The sequence below is a fragment of the Bradyrhizobium sediminis genome (genome assembly GCF_018736085.1).
In the GTDB taxonomy this organism is placed as follows: Bacteria; Pseudomonadota; Alphaproteobacteria; order Rhizobiales; family Xanthobacteraceae; genus Bradyrhizobium; species Bradyrhizobium sediminis.
Map to the genome: position 1 here is coordinate 1,253,593 of NZ_CP076134.1, position 17,301 is coordinate 1,270,893.

Annotated in this window: 23 protein-coding genes; 12 read left to right on the forward strand and 11 right to left on the reverse strand. The window is 63.2% G+C overall.

The window, feature by feature from the left end; genetic code table 11:
* Nucleotides 1-5: 5 nt before the first annotated feature.
* From KMZ29_RS06000 to KMZ29_RS06020, 5 genes are all read right to left on the reverse strand, one after another.
* Nucleotides 6-737 carry a DUF8737 domain-containing protein gene (locus KMZ29_RS06000; RefSeq protein WP_215622872.1) on the reverse strand — a complete coding sequence of 244 codons (732 nt, stop codon included), beginning with the start codon at nucleotides 735-737 and terminating at the stop codon, nucleotides 6-8.
* 52 nt (nucleotides 738-789) lie between these two features.
* Nucleotides 790-1,218 (reverse strand): MarR family winged helix-turn-helix transcriptional regulator, encoded by a 429-nt coding sequence (locus tag KMZ29_RS06005; protein ID WP_215622873.1) that lies wholly within the window; start codon nucleotides 1,216-1,218, stop codon nucleotides 790-792.
* 2 nt (nucleotides 1,219-1,220) lie between these two features.
* Nucleotides 1,221-2,300, reverse strand: coding sequence for an NmrA family NAD(P)-binding protein (locus tag KMZ29_RS06010; protein WP_215622874.1), 1,080 nt, complete (start codon nucleotides 2,298-2,300; stop codon nucleotides 1,221-1,223).
* Between the two features lie 129 nt (nucleotides 2,301-2,429).
* The gene (locus KMZ29_RS06015) at nucleotides 2,430-3,128 is read right to left on the reverse strand and encodes an NrsF family protein (protein ID WP_215622875.1); all 699 of its coding nucleotides are present in this window, start codon (nucleotides 3,126-3,128) and stop codon (nucleotides 2,430-2,432) included.
* Nucleotides 3,125-3,766, reverse strand: a complete 642-nt coding sequence (locus tag KMZ29_RS06020) for an RNA polymerase sigma factor (protein WP_215622876.1) — start codon at nucleotides 3,764-3,766, stop codon at nucleotides 3,125-3,127. Before KMZ29_RS06020 ends, KMZ29_RS06015 begins: the two co-directional genes overlap by 4 nt.
* A gap of 177 nt (nucleotides 3,767-3,943) precedes the next feature.
* Here KMZ29_RS06020 and KMZ29_RS06025 point away from each other — a divergent pair, with 177 nt between their 5' ends.
* The 7 genes from KMZ29_RS06025 to KMZ29_RS06055 all read left to right on the forward strand — a co-directional run bounded on the left by KMZ29_RS06025 (nucleotide 3,944) and on the right by KMZ29_RS06055 (nucleotide 8,303).
* On the forward strand, nucleotides 3,944-4,255 hold the full coding sequence (locus tag KMZ29_RS06025; protein WP_215622877.1) for a BufA1 family periplasmic bufferin-type metallophore: 312 nt from the start codon (nucleotides 3,944-3,946) through the stop codon (nucleotides 4,253-4,255).
* A 9-nt stretch (nucleotides 4,256-4,264) separates the two neighbouring features.
* Nucleotides 4,265-5,149 carry an MNIO family bufferin maturase gene (gene bufB / locus KMZ29_RS06030; protein WP_215622878.1) on the forward strand — a complete coding sequence of 295 codons (885 nt, stop codon included), beginning with the start codon at nucleotides 4,265-4,267 and terminating at the stop codon, nucleotides 5,147-5,149.
* A complete protein-coding gene (locus KMZ29_RS06035) occupies nucleotides 5,133-5,909 on the forward strand; it encodes an HvfC/BufC N-terminal domain-containing protein (protein ID WP_215622879.1) in 777 nt (258 codons plus the stop codon). The genes bufB and KMZ29_RS06035 overlap by 17 nt, the downstream gene beginning before the upstream one ends.
* A gap of 10 nt (nucleotides 5,910-5,919) precedes the next feature.
* Complete coding sequence (locus KMZ29_RS06040; protein WP_249779839.1) at nucleotides 5,920-6,408, forward strand: DoxX family protein; 489 nt, start codon at nucleotides 5,920-5,922, stop codon at nucleotides 6,406-6,408.
* A 60-nt stretch (nucleotides 6,409-6,468) separates the two neighbouring features.
* A complete protein-coding gene (locus tag KMZ29_RS06045; RefSeq protein ID WP_215622880.1) occupies nucleotides 6,469-6,876 on the forward strand; it encodes a thioredoxin family protein in 408 nt (135 codons plus the stop codon).
* A 131-nt stretch (nucleotides 6,877-7,007) separates the two neighbouring features.
* Nucleotides 7,008-7,544, forward strand: coding sequence for a TlpA disulfide reductase family protein (locus KMZ29_RS06050; protein WP_215622881.1), 537 nt, complete (start codon nucleotides 7,008-7,010; stop codon nucleotides 7,542-7,544).
* 36 nt (nucleotides 7,545-7,580) lie between these two features.
* Entirely contained in the window at nucleotides 7,581-8,303 is a 723-nt protein-coding gene (locus KMZ29_RS06055; RefSeq protein ID WP_215622882.1) for a cytochrome c biogenesis CcdA family protein, read from the forward strand.
* 83 nt (nucleotides 8,304-8,386) lie between these two features.
* Here the strand turns inward: KMZ29_RS06055 and ctrA are convergent, their stop codons facing one another.
* Nucleotides 8,387-9,088, reverse strand: coding sequence for a response regulator transcription factor CtrA (gene ctrA, locus KMZ29_RS06060; RefSeq protein WP_007600544.1), 702 nt, complete (start codon nucleotides 9,086-9,088; stop codon nucleotides 8,387-8,389).
* Nucleotides 9,089-9,453: 365 nt separating this feature from the next.
* Here ctrA and fliI point away from each other — a divergent pair, with 365 nt between their 5' ends.
* From fliI to KMZ29_RS06080, 4 genes are all read left to right on the forward strand, one after another.
* A complete protein-coding gene (fliI, locus tag KMZ29_RS06065; protein WP_215622883.1) occupies nucleotides 9,454-10,779 on the forward strand; it encodes a flagellar protein export ATPase FliI in 1,326 nt (441 codons plus the stop codon).
* 109 nt (nucleotides 10,780-10,888) lie between these two features.
* Complete coding sequence (gene fliJ / locus KMZ29_RS06070) at nucleotides 10,889-11,308, forward strand: flagellar export protein FliJ (protein ID WP_215622884.1); 420 nt, start codon at nucleotides 10,889-10,891, stop codon at nucleotides 11,306-11,308.
* Nucleotides 11,309-11,514: 206 nt separating this feature from the next.
* Nucleotides 11,515-12,060 (forward strand): sigma-70 family RNA polymerase sigma factor, encoded by a 546-nt coding sequence (locus KMZ29_RS06075; RefSeq protein WP_215622885.1) that lies wholly within the window; start codon nucleotides 11,515-11,517, stop codon nucleotides 12,058-12,060.
* A gap of 20 nt (nucleotides 12,061-12,080) precedes the next feature.
* The gene (locus KMZ29_RS06080; RefSeq protein WP_215624160.1) at nucleotides 12,081-12,953 is read left to right on the forward strand and encodes an anti-sigma factor; all 873 of its coding nucleotides are present in this window, start codon (nucleotides 12,081-12,083) and stop codon (nucleotides 12,951-12,953) included.
* A gap of 136 nt (nucleotides 12,954-13,089) precedes the next feature.
* On the opposite strand, the gene KMZ29_RS06085 is transcribed toward KMZ29_RS06080, so the two are convergent.
* The 5 genes from KMZ29_RS06085 to KMZ29_RS06105 form a co-directional block, all read right to left on the reverse strand.
* The gene (locus tag KMZ29_RS06085; protein ID WP_215614944.1) at nucleotides 13,090-13,290 is read right to left on the reverse strand and encodes a hypothetical protein; all 201 of its coding nucleotides are present in this window, start codon (nucleotides 13,288-13,290) and stop codon (nucleotides 13,090-13,092) included.
* 312 nt (nucleotides 13,291-13,602) lie between these two features.
* Nucleotides 13,603-14,532, reverse strand: coding sequence for a ubiquinone anaerobic biosynthesis protein UbiV (ubiV, locus tag KMZ29_RS06090; RefSeq protein ID WP_215622886.1), 930 nt, complete (start codon nucleotides 14,530-14,532; stop codon nucleotides 13,603-13,605).
* 6 nt (nucleotides 14,533-14,538) lie between these two features.
* The gene (gene ubiU, locus KMZ29_RS06095) at nucleotides 14,539-15,555 is read right to left on the reverse strand and encodes a ubiquinone anaerobic biosynthesis protein UbiU (protein WP_215622887.1); all 1,017 of its coding nucleotides are present in this window, start codon (nucleotides 15,553-15,555) and stop codon (nucleotides 14,539-14,541) included.
* Nucleotides 15,548-16,045: a ubiquinone anaerobic biosynthesis accessory factor UbiT gene (ubiT, locus tag KMZ29_RS06100; RefSeq protein ID WP_215622888.1), complete on the reverse strand. Its 498-nt coding sequence runs from the start codon at nucleotides 16,043-16,045 to the stop codon at nucleotides 15,548-15,550. The genes ubiU and ubiT overlap by 8 nt, the downstream gene beginning before the upstream one ends.
* A gap of 205 nt (nucleotides 16,046-16,250) precedes the next feature.
* Nucleotides 16,251-16,763 (reverse strand): Lrp/AsnC family transcriptional regulator, encoded by a 513-nt coding sequence (locus tag KMZ29_RS06105; protein WP_215622889.1) that lies wholly within the window; start codon nucleotides 16,761-16,763, stop codon nucleotides 16,251-16,253.
* Between the two features lie 127 nt (nucleotides 16,764-16,890).
* Here KMZ29_RS06105 and KMZ29_RS06110 point away from each other — a divergent pair, with 127 nt between their 5' ends.
* Nucleotides 16,891-17,286: a nuclear transport factor 2 family protein gene (locus KMZ29_RS06110; RefSeq protein WP_215622890.1), complete on the forward strand. Its 396-nt coding sequence runs from the start codon at nucleotides 16,891-16,893 to the stop codon at nucleotides 17,284-17,286.
* The last annotated feature ends 15 nt before the right edge of the window (nucleotides 17,287-17,301 follow it).

Here is a 17,301-nt window from a genome sequence, read left to right on the forward strand (position 1 = left end):
GACGACTACACGCGGACGTGACGTAGTTCCGCCGATTTGGCGTCGAGCTGCAAACGCCGAAACAGGAGAACGTGGCCCAGGAGCGCCGTCGTCACGAACACGGTGGGTATGAAGATGTAGGGGAGCGAGGCGACGAATCCCGCCGATGGCTCGTTGATGAACAGTCGCAATGGCCCGGGCATCGATGTCAGCGCGACGATCACGACGTTGGCCAGCAGTGCAAGCCCCACGATATTCCAGGCCATGAGCAGAGTGCGCGAGATTTTGCCATGCGCGGCGAGCCATGCCACAGGGAGCGCCGTCAGCCCCGTCAGGATGTCGAAATTCCACCCGCGATAGGTGATTTGAACCGGGGCTATTCCTTCGGCGTAGAGTGCATCAAGCAAGAGTTCGACGGGAATGCGGAACGCCTGGAGGCCAATGAGTACAACGATTGGCAGACCAAGCGCCAGGCGGCGGCCGTACGGCGAAATTGATCCGAGGATCAGTGTGAAGACCAGGTGTGGAAAAAGGAAGCGCATCAAATAGGGTGGGGTGGCATCGAAGTTGGCGATGAGGCCGGAGACGGAAGCGGCAACGGACAGCAACAGGAGGGACGCCGCGCCGGCTCCGACGTATCCGGTGAAATAGGCGGCCTGTTTCAGCGGCAATCCCGTTCGCCGCGCGGAAAACCAGGCGGCAAGCAGGTGGCCGAGGACGACGGCGAGCACCAGGGTGACCAACAAGGCTACGATCATATCGTTCTCATTTTGTGGAGGTGAACGGAGAGCGCGCGGCGGGGCGGGCACATCACAGGGCAATCCTCGCCAGGGTCGTCAAGGCGCCCTGCACCGCGGTCCAGTCCCGTGCGCCAAGCTTGCGGCGCAGCTCGCTTTGCGCGTTCTCCCAAAGGGGCAGGGCTTGTGTGAGGCGTTTGTTGCCAGCCGCCGTCAGCATGACGTTACGAGTACGGCCATCGACATTGACGACCTTGATCAATCCCTCACGTTCAATCAATTGAAGATTGCGCGTCAGCGTCGTGCGCTCCATGCCCAATATGTCTGCAAGCTTCCCGAGCGGTGCGCCACCGGTTACGCCGGCGGCCCCCAGGATGTTGAGCTGGGTGACCCTGAGGCCGGATGGCCGAAGCGCCCTGTCATAGGCCCGCGTTACCGCGCGCGCCGCCTTTCGCGCCTTGAGACACGCGCAACTTGCCGCAGCGTCCTGGAGCGTCACCATGTTCAGCGTTCCATGTTGGCAGCAGCGTGCGGGATCAGGTCGTGCACGGACATCCAGGCCGCCGAGTCCGCCGCGAGGACGGCGCGAGGGATTTCTGGCGTGCAGCGCTTGTCAAAGGCATCAAGATCCGGAGCTCGGCCCAGCATCGCTCCCGCAACCCCCAAAGCGGCTTTGATGCGCGATCCGACGCTGCGCCTCGCATGGGGCGACGATGCGACGTAGCGCCCGACGATGGCGTCGAAATCCTCAGGCGCCTGTCCGCCGACCTCGCGCACGACGTCGGTCGGCGCGCCGACGGCAAATGCATTCTTCTGATAGTCCCTGAAGTACCAGGCCACCTGGGCGATCACGAACTCTGGAAAACCCATCGATCGGGCGACCCGGGCGAACATGCCGATGGGCGCATCGACATACGTGACTGTCCGGCCAAGCGCCCTGCCGAAGGCCGCGGCAATTTGCTGTGGCGAAAGCAGCCGCGGGCCGGTCGGGCGGTAGGTCTTGCCGGCATGCTGCAAGGGCTTGTCGAGGCCGCCCACGATAACCCTGGCGAGGTCCTCGTTGGAGGGCGGAGCGTTCAGTCCGTCACCCAAGGGCATCGGCAAGAGTCCGAACTGCGCGGCCGACTCCATGACCGTCATATAGTTGTCCGCAAACCAGCCGGGGTTGATGGTCATGACCGCAGTGCCCGGCATCTGGGCAAACACGGAGTCGGCAAGCCAGGTCTCGCGCGTATGTGCGGATGGATGCGACGGGCAGGCGAGCCATTGGCTCATGACAACAATGGCTTCGAGGCGCCGCTCCTGCGCGGCGGTCGCGAAAATCACGCTGGCATTGAGGCAACCCGGAAGCAGCGGCGCACAGAAATAGGCGCGATGAACCCCTTCAAGCGATTGCCGAACGTCATCGATGTCGTTGAGCGATCCGACGAAGATCTCCGCACCCTTGTCCTGGAGCGCTGCGCTTCGGCTGTCGGATTTGCGAACGAAGGCCCGAACCGGATAGCCCCTCGCCAGTAGTTGCATGCTGGCGGGAAAGCCGGTTTTGCCGGTGGCGCCGGTTACGAGGATTGTCGGCTTCGTCATCGGTTGGCTCCAATTGATGTAGATACACTAGTGTAGATACATTAATTTGTCAATCCCATTCTGATGACGCGAAGGATCTTCAGTATGCCGACGTGTCAGCCAGGAAGCCCCAAGGGCGCCCTGCGGATTTCAGGTTTTCGGATGGATCGAGAGTTGCGGAGGCAGCGCCGGCATGACGCGGGCGGCAACCCACGCCAGGGTCGGCCGGCCGAACGCGCACGCCAGTCCTGCAATCAGGGCTGCCACGCCGAGATTCCAGATCAGGATCATGATCGTTGCGTCGAGATCGTGGATCAGCGACAGCGCAAACGACGTCATCGCAGCCACGGCCAGACCCCCGGCGGCACTGACCGCCGTCGGTCGCAGCAAGGCGGCATGGCGAAGCATGACCAGCATCGCGATCGAGAGCGGTACGCTGGTCAACAGCAGGGTCGCGAAGCACCGGGCCGCCTCGCCCATGCGCACGCCATCGGGGCTCATGCTGACCCAGTCGGTCAGGCACCCGTAGCCGATCGTCGACACCCAAACCCCAAGCGCCGGAAACGGCAGCAGGAGCCACCAGCGCGAACGATCCGGCAGGCTCAGCTTGAACGACGCCAGCGCTGCCAGGACGGCCGTGGCGAGCGCTCCGAACATGCTCACGACGAACACGGGTTGCTGCAACCGCGCGGCGATATCCGCTCGCACCCCGTGGGCAACGCCAAGCAGCCCCAGCACGACCACCGCCAGCGAAAGCCACAGGGCGGCACGCAGGAATGGCGGACGCAGGCGCCTGACCGGAGCCGCGGAATCGACGAGTTCATCGATGAGGTCGGATGTATTTCTCACGACGGTTCGCCCTTCAACAGCCGGCGCAGATTCCTGATGGCACGATGCGTCGCGACCTTCAGCGCCGTGACGGACCGGCCACTCGCCTGCGATGCCTCCTTCAGGGACATTTCCTTGAGTTTCAGCATTCTGATCGCTTCGCGCTGATCCGGCGGCAGCTTGTCGATGGCGCCAACCAGCGCAAGCTCTGCCGATATCGTACTATCAAGGTTCGCCGGAGCCTCGGCAAAGGTTTCATGTTCGGCGGACAATTCGATTTCCCGGGCTTTCTGCCGGGCATGCCGACGCAGCCGGTCGATGATGCGACGGTTGGCGATGGCCACCAGCCACGGACCGAACGGCCGTTTCGGGTCGTAGGTATTCCTGACGGCGTGGACGGTCAGCAGGACATCCTGAACGACGTCCTCGGCGTCGAAAGGCCGATTGAAGCACCTGATCGCTATCGATCGGACATAGGGCTCAATTTCCTTCAGCAGGGACCGATAGGCATCGCGGTCGCCATCCTGCGCCCTGACCATCAGGACCGACCAGTCCGACTGGCCGCCGGAAGCCCGCTTGTTCGCAGGCTCGGTCGAGACGACAAGCGTCAGCCTTGGCGTATGGGGATAGGGAGGGTCCTGCTTTCCGCAACTCGGCATGCTTTCCGCCTGCTTCCCGGCCCTGACGTCAGCGATCGTCGGCGCGACCCAAAAATACAACGGCTGCAAGCGCCGCGACAGCAATGAATTTTTTCCAACCCCGCTAACCTTTCCGATTCGGCGGCGAACCTCGTGATGTGCGTTCCGCGATGGGACCCAACAGGAGAGGAAGACACCATGAATCGTCGTCTGTTTGCCATTTCCACCTTGACCGCTGCCGTTGGTCTCGCGCTTGCGATGCAGGCTCCGGCCGTCCAGGCCCAGGGCATGGCCAATCCGCCCAAGGTCGTGAAGGACAACATGGAGCGGATGAGCAAGAACAAGCTCGAAAAGTGCTACGGCATCAGCGCCGCCGGCAAGAACGATTGCGCCGAAGGCGCGCATTCCTGCGCCGGACAGGCAACACAGGCCCGCGATACGAAATCCTTCGTGCTGCTGCCCGCAGGCGACTGCGGCAAGATCCAGGGCGGCAAGACCACCGCGACTTGAGACGGTTGGATGATGCGCGTCCCCAGCATCAGCGAAGGCGGCCTGATTCCGGCGCAAGCCGGGATCGGGTTGCGCTTTCAGCATCATCAGGCCGTGCTCGACACCCGGCCCGCGGTGACCTGGATGGAAGTCCACACCGAGAACTACATGGGCGGCGGCACGCCGCTGCGCTATCTCGACGCCATCCGCCGCGATACGCCGATCTCGCTCCATGGCGTGGGGCTCTCGCTCGGAAGCGCGGAAGGGATCGATCCCGCTCATCTCGAACGCATCCGGAAGGTCGCCGAACGCATCGAGCCCGGCCTGATGTCGGAGCATATCGCCTGGAATGTCGTGGGCGGGACCTATCTGGCCGATCTGCTGCCGCTGCCGATGACGGAAGAGGCGCTCGAGGTCGTCTGTCGCCATGTCGACCAGACCCAGACCTATCTGAAGCGGCGAATCCTGGTCGAAAACCCGTCGACTTATATTGCCTTCGGCAATTCGATCGTCCCGGAATGGGAGTTCATGACGGCGGTCGCCGCGCGCACCGGCTGCGGCATCCTCTGCGACGTCAACAATATCTGTGTCAGCGCCCACAACCACGGCTGGGATGCGTCAGCCTATATCGCGGCGTTGCCACCCGACGCGGTCGGCGAGATCCATCTCGCGGGACACAGCATCAAGACCCTTGCCGACGGCAGCACCCTGCGCATCGACGACCACGGCTCTCGGGTCAGCGATGAGGTCTGGGCGCTGTACCAGGAGGCGATCGCGCGCTTCGGCGCCGTTCCCACCCTGATCGAGTGGGACAACGACGTGCCGGCGCTGGAGATCCTGCTTAAGGAGGCCGAACACGCAGGCCGGTTCATTGACGGCTCAAGAAGGGCTTCGAGTCATGCCGACGCTGCTTGAACTTCAAACGGCGATGCGGGCGAGTCTCGTTCACCGGGACGGGCAGGCGGTTGCCGCGATGCTCGCCCGGCACATCGGCGCGGACCGGCTGGATGTCTATCGCAATACCTTCATCCATACCCTGACCAGGGCGCTCCGGTTGTCCTTCCCGATAACGGAACGACTGGTCGGCGGGGAGTTCTTCGAAGGCGCCGCGCAGATCTTCGTTGCCCAGCATCCGCCGCGGGCGGCATGGCTCGATCAGTATGGCGGCGAATTCGCCGGCTTTCTGCGTTCGCTCCCGCAGGCGAGGTCGCTGGTTTATCTCAGCGAGGTGGCGGAGCTGGAATGGGCCGTGAATGCTGCGCTGCACGCCGCGGACGTATCGCCGCTGGACGTTGCCGCTCTCAGCGCCGTCGAACCCGAAAGCCAGGGACTGGTCTCCTTCGTTGCCGATCCCTCGATCCGATTGTTGCGGCTGGAATACCCGGTCGACGTCATATGGCGCGCAGTGCTCGCCTCCGACGACGATGCGCTGGGCAGCGTCGATCTCGGTTCCGGCCCGATCAAGCTTCTGATCGAGCGACGCGCGACCGGCGTTGAGGTCGAGCGGCTCACCGATGAGGCCTGGCGCTTCCTGTTGGCGCTTTGTGCCGGCCGATCCATCGAATCGGCCCTCGACGATATCAAGGATTTCGATTGCACGACGGCGCTGGCGGAGCATCTCGCGCTCGGCAGGTTTGCCGAATTCGTATTGCCCGCAACACCGGCTGCCGAGTGAGGAAGACCGCATGACGGACGCTGCCAGAACCACTCAGCCGTCCCGGGGGATTTCCGGCATGCTCTGGGACATCCGCCGCGCGCTCGACGGCGTCAGCTATACCTGGCTGGCGCTGCCGCTGCGCTTTGCGGTCGCAACCATATTCTGGAATTCGGCGATGGCGAAGCTGGCGAACTGGGACACGACCTTGTCCCTGTTTGCCGACGAGTATCAGCTGCCGCTCATTCCTCCGGTCATCGCGGCCGATGTGGCGACGGCTGTCGAACTGACCGCGCCCGTCCTGTTGCTGCTCGGCCTTCTGACGCGGCCGGCAGCCCTCGTCCTGCTCGGCATGACCGCGGTGATCGAGATATTCGTCTATCCCCTGGCATGGCCCACGCACATTCAGTGGGCGGCAATGCTGCTGGTCTTGCTGTGCCGAGGTCCCGGCGCGCTGTCGGTTGATCATTGGCTGTTGGGCCGCTTTGGACCGCAGGTTCTTGCGCAAAAGAGTCCGTGACCGAGCGTAACATTTTCGCCCTCAAGATCGAAACTCCCTGAACCAAGATAGGAGAATTTCATGTTGTCCCGCCGCTCAATTCTGGTCGCCTCCCTCGTTGCAAGCTTCCTCGTGATGGCGCCCGCGCTTGCCGAAACGGCGCCGGCATTCGATGCCAAGGTTTTTGATGCCAAAATCTTTGCCGACGCGCAGAAGGCCGGCAAACCGATCCTGATCGCGATCCACGCGTCCTGGTGCCCCACCTGCAAGGCGCAGGCGCCGATCCTCAGCGAGCTCAGGGCCGATCCCAGGTTCAAGGACCTTGCCTACTTCGTCGTCGACTTCGACAGCCAGAAGGATGTAGTCAAGCGCCTCGGCGCCAACATGCAGTCGACCCTGATCGCCTTCAAGGGCGAGAAGGAAGAGGGACGTTCGGTCGGCGACACCAGGCGGGCGTCGATCTACGCGCTGGTCGAGAAGTCGATCTAGCCTTGCCGACCTTGCCAGGACAACTCCGCAGCCGCGAAGCAAGCAGCGTCCGGTCCCCGGGGCCGGCAGCCGGGTTGCCTTCGCGGCGCAGCGCCGTCGCCGGCGGACTGGCCGCAGCCGGATCCTGGCTCTTGCCGGACAGCGTTGTGGCGGCCCAACCAGCCCTGCCTCCCTCATTCACGTCGGGAAGGCATCAATTCACGCTTCTCTCTCCGCAGCGTATCCTGCCGTCCGTCCGTCTCTTCAGTCTCGGCGGAGGGTCGTTCGACCTTGCCACGCTTCGCGGTCAGCCAATTCTTCTGAATTTCTGGGCGACGTGGTGTGCCGCCTGCCGGATCGAACTGCCAATTCTTGACCAACTCGCCGAACCAACGCGCAACGACGACTTGAAGGTCATCGCCGTATCGGAAGATCGAGTTGGCCGGGAGCAGGTAAGCCGCTTCGTCCAATCCCTTTCGATTCGAAACCTCCCGATCTACCTGGATCCGAACGGCTACGTCGCCCACTCGGACCCGGACAACAGGACCGAAGCTCCATTTGCCCTTTACGGAATGCCGATCACCTACCTGATCGCAAGTTCGGGCCGGATCGTCGGCTACATGCCCGGTGCGGCGAACTGGGCCGAGCCGTCGGCAAGCGCGCTCATCGAATACCTCGCCGGCGCGTGACGAGATGAAGATGGTCAACAGAGGCGGCTTGATGCGATGACGATCGGCCATACGTTCCTGGCATTCGCAGCAGGGGTTCTTTCGATCCTTTCGCCCTGCGTGCTGCCGATCCTGCCCGTTGTTCTCGGCACCGCCGCGTCGAGCCATCGGCACGGCCCGCTGGCGCTTGCCGCGGGCCTGTCGCTCTCGTTCGTGGCCATCGGATTGTTCCTGGCCACCATCGGTCACGCCATCGGCCTCGATGCGGAACGGCTTCGCTATGTCGCGGCCTCGCTGGTCATGATCGTCGGCGCCGTGCTGCTGTTGCCGCCCTTGCAGGCGCGGCTGGCGGTTGCCGCCGGGCCGATCGGCAATTGGGCCGACAGCAGGTTCGCCGGCAACCGCAGCGCCGGCATCGCCGGGCAATTCTGGATCGGCGTTCTGCTCGGTGCGGTCTGGAGTCCCTGCGTCGGGCCGACATTGGGGGCCGCGTCCCTGCTTGCGGCCCAGGGCACGAACCTGGCGCAGGTCGCGCTCACGATGTTGGCCTTTGGCGTCGGCGCGGCGCTTCCCCTGCTGGGGCTCGGATGGCTTTCGAGGGAAACCATGGTGCGCTGGCGCAGCAGCCTGTTGTCGGCCGGCAGCGGCATGAAATCCGCGCTCGGCGCCGTGCTGCTGATCGTCGGCGCGCTGATCCTGACCGGGATGGATAAGGCGGTCGAGGCCGCGCTGGTCGAAGCCTCTCCGGCATGGCTGACCGATCTCACCACGCGCTTCTAACCCCCACAAACAAAAACCCCGCCATTTGCGGCGGGGTCCAGTCTGGGAGGAGAGAGCCAGAGGCCCTCGGTAGAGCTCTTCGATCAGGCGGGGATGCGCTCTTCGACCTCGTGCGGCTCGCGCAGCACGTAGCCGCGGCCCCAGACGGTCTCGATGAAGTTGCGGCCTTCGGAAGCGTTGGCGAGCTTCTTGCGCAGCTTGCAGATGAAGACGTCGATGATCTTCAGTTCCGGCTCGTCCATCCCGCCATAGAGATGGTTGAGGAACATTTCCTTGGTGAGCGTGGTGCCCTTGCGGAGCGAGAGCAGCTCCAGCATCTGGTATTCCTTGCCCGTCAGATGCACGCGCTGGCCGCCGACTTCCACCGTCTTGGTGTCGAGATTGACCACGAGATCGCCGGTCTGGATCACCGACTGGGCGTGGCCCTTGGAACGGCGCACGATCGCATGAATGCGGGCGACCAGTTCGTCCTTGTGGAAGGGCTTGGTCATGTAGTCGTCGGCGCCGACGCCGAGACCCTTAACCTTGTCCTCGATGCCGGCAAGGCCGGAGAGGATCAGAATGGGGGTTTTGATCTTCGACACCCGAAGCTGCTTGAGCACGTCGTAGCCGGACATGTCGGGCAGGTTGAGGTCGAGAAGGATAATGTCGTAGTCGTAAAGCTTGCCGAGATCGACGCCTTCCTCTCCGAGATCCGTCGTGTAGACGTTGAAGCTCTCGGATTTGAGCATCAGCTCGATCGACTGCGCAACGGCGCTGTCATCTTCTATCAGCAAAACGCGCATGCCAGTCCCCTATAGTCGCCGCTCCGGGCGTCAGGTCGGCCGCACTTGCGGCACTCAAAACGCCTTTGAACAACTGATTCGGATCCTGACGACATATGGTTAACAAAATCTGATTCCTGTTCGCAAGGTCTTTCAGTGCAATTTTCATCGAATCGCCCTAAGATATTGCGGTGAAGCAAGTTTTCGTAACCACTCCCGTTCAGTTTTCACATTAAGAGACGGGCCTAACCGACTCTCGCGACTCGTCCTTCTTCTGATGGGCGAGCGCTCTCAGTCACCAAAGACAGTGACGCAATGATTAACGATGCGGGTAAACACGAAGTTAAGGGTAGGGCCCTAAAGCGCTTAAACTTAAGGTTTTCGCAATGAAGGCGCTCGCCGAGCAGATCAGCGACATCGACGGCGTCAATATATATGGCCGGGTTGTGGGCGTCCGCGGCCTGATGGTCGAGATCGCGGGGCCGATCCATGCGATGTCGGTCGGCGCCCGCATCGTCATCGATACCGGCGGCAACCGTTTCATTCCCTCCGAGGTCATCGGCTTTTCCGGCAACAACGCCGTGGTGATGCCGTTCGCCGGCCTCGAAGGCGTGCGCCGTGGCTGCCGGGCGGTGATCGCCAATGCCGCAAGCCAGGTGCGGCCTTCGCCGTCCTGGCTCGGCCGCGTCATCAACGCGATGGGTGAGCCGATCGACGGCAAGGGGCCGCTGCAGCAGGGCGCCTCGCCGATGCCCTATCGCAACTCGCCGCCGCCGGCGCATTCGCGCAAGCGGGTCGGTGCGCCGCTCGATCTCGGCGTGCGCTCGCTCAATACCTTTCTCACCTGTTGCCGCGGCCAGCGGCTCGGCATCTTCGCCGGCTCCGGCGTCGGCAAATCGGTGCTGCTGTCGATGCTGGCGCGCAATGTCGATGCCGACATCACCGTGATCGGACTCGTCGGTGAACGCGGCCGCGAGGTGCAGGAATTCCTGCAGGATGACCTCGGCGAGGAGGGCCTGGCGCGCTCGGTGGTGGTGGTGGCGACCTCCGACGAGCCTGCGCTGATGCGGCGGCAGGCGGCCTATCTGACCTTGGCCATCGCGGAATATTTCCGCGACGAAGACAAGGACGTGCTGTGCCTGATGGATTCGGTGACGCGCTTTGCCATGGCGCAGCGCGAAATCGGCCTGTCGGCGGGCGAGCCGCCGACCGCCAAGGGCTATACGCCGACCGTGTTCACCGAGCTGCCGAAGCTGCTCGAGCGCGCCGGACCGGGGGTCGGCGCCGGCACCATCACCGGTATTTTTACGGTGCTGGTGGACGGTGACGATCATAACGAGCCGATCGCCGACGCGGTCCGCGGCATTCTCGACGGCCATATCGTGATGCAGCGCTCGATCGCCGAGCGCGGCCGCTATCCGGCGATCAACATTCTCAAATCGGTCTCCCGCACCATGCCGAAATCGGCCGATCCGGCCTATCTGCCCGTCATTACCCGGGTCCGCCAGGTGATGGCGACCTATGCCGACATGGAGGAACTGATCCGGCTCGGGGCCTATCGCCAGGGCTCCAGCGCTGAGGTCGACGAGGCGATCCGGCTGCACGAACCCCTGGAAAGCTTCCTGCGCCAGGCCAAGGACGAGACCACCGGCCTGAACGAGGGCTACCGGCAGCTTGAGCAAATCCTGAAGGACTTGGAAACGGAACGCTAACTTTGTCAGGCCATCATCCGCGCCACACAACGAGCTGCACCGGCGGGGCCCCTGAGGGGCGCCGGTTCCGTCCCGCGTTCAGGCCGGGACTTCTGGGGAGTATGAGTCGATGAAGTCACGTGAAACGCTGATCCGCCTGAAGAAATTTCAGGTCGACGAAAAGCGCCGAAGGGTCGCCCAGATCGAGGGCATGATCGCCGATTTCCAGCGGATGTCGGTCGACCTGGAGCGCGAAATCCAGACCGAACAGGAGCGCGCCGGGATCAACGATCCCACGCATTTCGCCTATCCGACCTATGCCAAGGCCGCGATCCAGCGGCGTGAAAATCTGACCCGCTCGGCCGACGAATTGCGGATCCAGCTCGAAGACGCCAAGAGCCTGTTGGGCGAGGCGTTCGACGAACTCAAGAAAGTCGAGCTCCTAGACGAGCGCGACCAGGCCCGCGAACGGGCCGAGGAGAGCGCCCGGGAACAGGCCGATCTCGACAGTATCGGCCTGATGCGCGCCCGCATCGGGGCGGTTGCCTGACGGCTTCGATTCCGAGATTTCAGCAAGATCGAGAACCCGGGCCGCAAGGCCCGGGTTTGTCGTTGGCGGGGTTGTCGTTGGAATGTCCACAGGCCTGTCATCGGCGACTTGGTGGCCCGCTCCGGCGCAAGGTATGATACTGACATGTCAGGACTGCCGCTCCGGTATGTGAGAAGCGATGGGGCATCGCGATTTGGGGACGCTGAATGCTGACGCCGGCTGAGTTGGTCTGGCTGATTGCCGCCGTTGCCAAAGGGGATCAGGCCGCTTTCGAGCGGCTTTACGCGGCCACGCGCGCGAAACTCTTCGGCGTGGTGCTGCGTATCTTGCGGCGACAGGATCTCGCCGAGGAGGTCCTCCAGGAGGCTTACGCCAGGATATGGAACGGCGCCGGGCAATTCAATCCCGGTCTGTCGTCGCCGATCACGTGGATGGCGTCGATCGCCCGCAACCGGGCCATCGACATCGTGCGCAAGCGCAGCGAAGTCTCGATCGAAGAGGAGCCCTCGGCCATGGAAGTGGCCGCCGACAGCCCGGATCCGCTGGCGCGCCGGGAGATGACGGAGGAGTTGAAGCGGCTCCTGGAATGCGTCGGCCGCCTCGAACCGGACCGGCAGAAGCTGGTGCTGCTGGCCTATTACAACGGCTGGAGCCGCGAGCAGCTGGCGGCGAAGTTCGAGACGCCGGTGAATACGGTGAAGACATGGCTGCGCCGCAGCATGATGGATATCCGGGAGTGTCTCGGGCTTTGAGAGATCTTGGACTCTAGATGATGGCCTACAGCGAAGACCATATCGCGCTCGCCGCGGAATATGCGCTCGGCACCCTCGATGCCGACGAGCGCGCGCAGGTCGAGACCATGATGTCCGTCGACAAGGACTTCACGGCGATGGTCGAGGCGTGGCAGCGCAAGCTCGGCGTCCTGAACCAGATGGTCGGATCGATCGAGCCGAGGCCCGAGGTCTGGGACAAAATCAAGACCGCGATAGGACATTCCGAGCCGCAGTCGCCGCTGGTGCTTCCCGAAGCGCCGCCACCGCCGGCCGCGCCCGAGGTCAGCGAGCCCGCTGCGCCCGTCGACACCTCCAACGTCATCCGGCTGTCCGCACAGGCCCGGCGCTGGCGCAACATCGCGACGCTCACGACCGCGATGGCCGCAGCACTGGTGGCGATGATCGCGACCCAGCTTTACCAGCCGGATCTGCTGCCCGACGGCCTGCGCCCGAAGGTGCGGACCCGGGTGGTCGAAGTGAAGACGACCGTTGCGCCGACGCCGTCGGCGCAATATGTCGCCCTGCTGCAGAAGGACAGCGGGTCGCCCGCCTTCATTCTCACGGTGGACGGCACCACCAAGAACTTCACGGTGCGTCGGGTCGGCGCGACCCCCGAGCCCGGCAAGAGCTACGAACTGTGGCTGGTCTCCGACAAGCTGCAGCGGCCGCGTTCGCTGGGCGTGATCGGCGGCAATGATTTCACGATGCGGCCGGCGCTGGCGTCCTACGACACCGACACGGTGAACAAGGCGACCTATGCCGTGACGGTCGAGCCGGAAGGCGGCTCGCCGACCGGCGTCGCCACCGGCCCGATCGTGTTTACCGGCAAGCTGATCGAGAGCGTTCCGCCGGCGACTGCTGCGCCCCGCTGAGGCAGCCGACAAAAGAAAACGCCCGTGGGGAGCGGGCGTTTTCCGTAGTCAACTTGGGGGTAGTTGGGGTCTTCTAAATATCCACGTGGCGACCTTGGGGGGCTGATAAAGAGCCGCGTGAATTCCGTGAATTCCGTTAGCGAACCGTCGAGGTGGTCGCGCTGGTGATCGCCACCGGCTTGCCGGCTTTGATGACGCGCGCGGTCTGGGTGTATCCTTCATCTGACGTGGTGCGTGCCAAGACGCTGAAGCCTGCCACCGCGATACCAGCAACGAGCGCCACGACCACGATCTTCAGATGGGTCGAGCGATCTGCGCTGTAGATCGAATGGTTCATGGAAGCCTCCTGCCGCCTTCCTGCTTACGGAATTTGTCTGGTGCATCCGCCGACAGGTTCAACGTCTCCCGGCTGGAAACGTAGGGATTCGGCCTTTGGTTCCTAAGATGCGATCACAAGGCAGTGAAAAGACTTGAACGCCCGCGATCCGGTTGCAGGGCAACAACCCTCGAGACAGCAAGTTATCGAATTATTGCAGTATGTTATATTTTTCTGACTTGCCGCGGTGCAAAATGACGGCAATTGGCGCTGATCAAGAAAACATTTGCCTGTGGCGAAAAAGTCCACCTCTTCCGCACTGATTTGCGCCGCTCAGTGCGGCGCCGTGCCGGTGAGGGCGGTCCAGCCGTAGCCGGGGCGGCCGTGATGGAAGCCGTTCGAGAACGGTGCATCGAGCGGCAGTTCCTCAAGGCAGGCCAACGCCTCCGCGACCGTCAGATCCCCGTCCAGCACGCTGCGAAAGGCGGTCGCAACCCGGACCATGTCGCAGCTGTGCGGCGACAGCCGGTAGCGGGAAACGCCGGCAGCTTTCAGAGCCGGGATTTCCTGGACCAGGTTCAGGTACTCCCACGACAAGGTCTGCACGCCGTTGGCGACGAGAAACGGCTTCCGCTCCAGCGTCGAAAGTACCAGCCCGTCGGGATCGTTCTCGCAGACGAACAGGCAGGTGTCCTTGGTGCGGCCGTGCGCCCGGGCGTGATAGCACCGCGCCGAAAGCGCCAGCGACTGGCGGCCGAACACCTGAACCTCGATCGTCACCTTCGCAGGTCCTGCGGCCGCGCAGAGCACGCCGATCGCGGAAGACGGCAGCTCGATCGGGAGACAGATATTCTGCGCGCCTTTGGCTGCGAGAAAGCGCAAGGTCTCTTCGTTATAGACGTTCATCAGCGGGCCGATGCAATGCGGCCGCCCGCGCAAATGGAACGCCGCCGAGGCATCGTTGGCTTCGACCAGCTCCGACGTCCGCTCGCAGACGTCGCTGACCAGCCGACGGTCGAGCCGCGAAGCGGTTTCGCCGAGCGTCGTATGCACCACGGTCTTGCCGGCTGCGCGCAGACGTTCGGCAACCGCCTCGTAATGATCCCGGAACAGCGGCGCGCGCTTGGAGCAGATGGTTTCGCCGAGATAGACCACGGATACCGGCGCTTCTTCGGCGATGCGGAAATAGAAGTCGCGCCAGGTCTCGGGTGCCCAGTTGAACAGGTTCGGGCCAAGCGTCAGTTCGGTTCGCGCGCCGCTCATGTTCGGTTATCTCCAGCTCTTGCTCTGAAAGGCGCCCTGGGTCTCCTTGTGGCCCTCGGTCAGCGCGATCAGGTCGGTCAGCGACGGTTGTTTGCCAGTCATGATCTCGTCGACCGCCTTGCGAAAGGCGGCGACCACGGATCTGACATAGGCGCGGCTGCGCTGGCGTCCCTCGATCTTCAGGGCGGTGACCCCGGCGCGCATCAGGTCGGGCAACAGCGCCGAAAGGTTCAGCGAGCGCGGCTCCTCGAAGGCGTAATAGGGCTCGGGCTGCGCCGAGCAGGAATACCGTCCCTTGCAGATGGTCGGATAGCCGCCGTTTTCGCCGCAGCCATAGCGATCGATGACGAACGATCCGAGCTTCGTCGTCAGCGTGCCGTCGGCTTCCTCTTCATAGTGGACGTCGGCCGCCGGCGAACACACGCCGTCCATGTTGGTCGAGACGCCGGTCACGTAGTTGGTCAGGCTGCAGCGGCCTTCGGCCATCATGCCGATATTGCCGAACACGAACGCCTCGATCTCGCAAGGGATCTGCCGGTGAATGTCGGCGATCTCCGCCACCGTCAGGATGCGCGGCAGCACCACGCGCCTGACGTTGAATTCCTCGCAGTGGAAGCGGATCGCCTCCGGCGACGACGCGCCGGCCTGCACCGACAGATGCAGACGCAGTTGCGGGAACTCGCGCGCGGCATAGGCCGCAACCCCGATGTCCGCGACGATGATCGCATCCGCCGCGACGGAAGCCGCAATTCCGATTGCATCCTTCCAGAGCTGGAACTGGCCGGCGGGGGGAAAGGTATTGACGGCCAGGAGAACCTTGGCTCCGCGGGCATGGGCATAGTCGACCGATTTTCCGAGCTCGTCGGGCGAGAAATTCAGTCCGGGAAAGTTCCGCGCATTGGTCGCGTTCTGCAGGCCGCAATAGACGGCGTCGGCCCCGGCATCGACCGCGGTGCGCAGGCTCGCCGGCGTGCCGGCCGGGCAGACCAGTTCGGGACGGCGGGGGGCGACATGGTCATTCATGGTTTCTTCCTCTGCCGCCAAGTCCTCTGCTGCCAAGTCCTCGGCCGCCAAGCGTGCGCATATGGGAGACCGTCATCGCGGCGACGCCGGAGAGCGGACCGAAAGCCTTGGTGATGCTTTCCACGACCCCGCCGTCGACGTCGTCGAGCGCGTTGCGCAAGGCGACGACGGCTTCGGTGTCGCCGGTGACGCGGAGCTTGCGCGAGAAGAACAGGGCGTCGCCGTCGAGCGAGCCGTCGATCAGGTCGAACAGATTGAGAAACGAGCCCGCGATCCGCGCATGCGAATGAGGTGCGCTGTCGCGGCGCCAGGCGCTGAGCGCGGGAGCCTCGGGTTTCGGTTTCAGCACCAGCACGAACGGAAGATCGGTCGGATCGATGACGAAGGATTTCTGCGCGTGCGGCCCGAGGCGCGAGAAGACGTCGGGCTGGGCTTTCGCAACCTGGGTGCCGATGAGAGTGAGAATAGGTTGCAGGAGCGGAAGTGGCACTAGGCGAAGCAGTGGAAGGGGCCAGGGAAGATCAGGTGCGCGCGGCGAAGCCAACATGGCGCTTCAGTAGCGCCGCGATGTTTCGACAGCAAGCGCGTCACCCGCAGCCTTGAACAATTCTAGTAAAGAATTTTTCTGCGCATGACACGCAACTTCAATCGCGAAATCAACGCGGCGTTCAGACGCTGCCGACGGTCTGTCTCGATCATTCCGCCACGATGGTTCTTGCGCCCATCGCGGTCTTGAGGTGTTCGAGCGGCAAGGGGCCCCCGGACTTTAGGGTCTGGATCGCGATGTTACTGCGTACTTCGCGTACCTGCGGCAGGTTGAGCAGCTTTCCCACCAGAAAGCGCTGGTAGTCAGCGAGCTCCGGTACGACGACTTCAAGGAAATAGTCCGCCTCACCCGAGACGAGATGACACGCTACGACTTCCGGCATCTCGACGACGGTCTGCTCGAAGGCCATTGCGCAGTCATTGGCGTGGCCATTGAGCTTGACGCCGATGAAGACCGAAAATCCCAGACCAACGCGGTCCCGCTGCAGCGCTGCGCGATAGCCTTGAATATACCCTTCCTGCTCCAGCCGCTTGACGCGGCGCAGGCACGGCGATGGCGACAAGCCGACCTTGTCCGCGAGTTCGACGTTGCTCAGGCGGCCGTCGGATTGAAGTTCGGCGACGATGCGGCAATCGATGGCATCAAGGTCGTGTTTTGGCATGGCTATGAACTTCTGGGGATCGAAGAGGTGAGTAATTGCTAATCGATGGCCAATTCTAGCATGTTTCGCAAGGACATGGCGCAGGGTTCGGTGACATCTTTAGGCGTCTTCACGGAGTGACATGGCGATGTCCGATCCTGCGACCATCCAGTCTCTGCTTGCCGCCATCGAGCATTACTTCGACCTGATGTTCGACAATGATATGTCGCGCTTCGATCTGGTGTTCGCTTCGAGCGCCCAATTGCACGGGCTGCGCGACGGCAATTTGCGCCTGTTGCCGGCGCAAGACTACAAGAAGGCACTTGCGTCCGGGCCATCGCCGAAATCCAAGAACGCCCCGCGCCATCAGGAAATACTGCTGGTCGATTTCGCATCAGCCGTTCAAGCGGTGGCGAAGGTTCGAGTCAGGATCGATGCACTTCAGTATCTCGACTACCTATCCTACCACCGTATCGATGGTCGATGGCTGATTACGGCCAAGTCCTTCCATATCGAGCGAAGATACGATGCGTCGACCGCCTGACCGGCTTTAGATTTG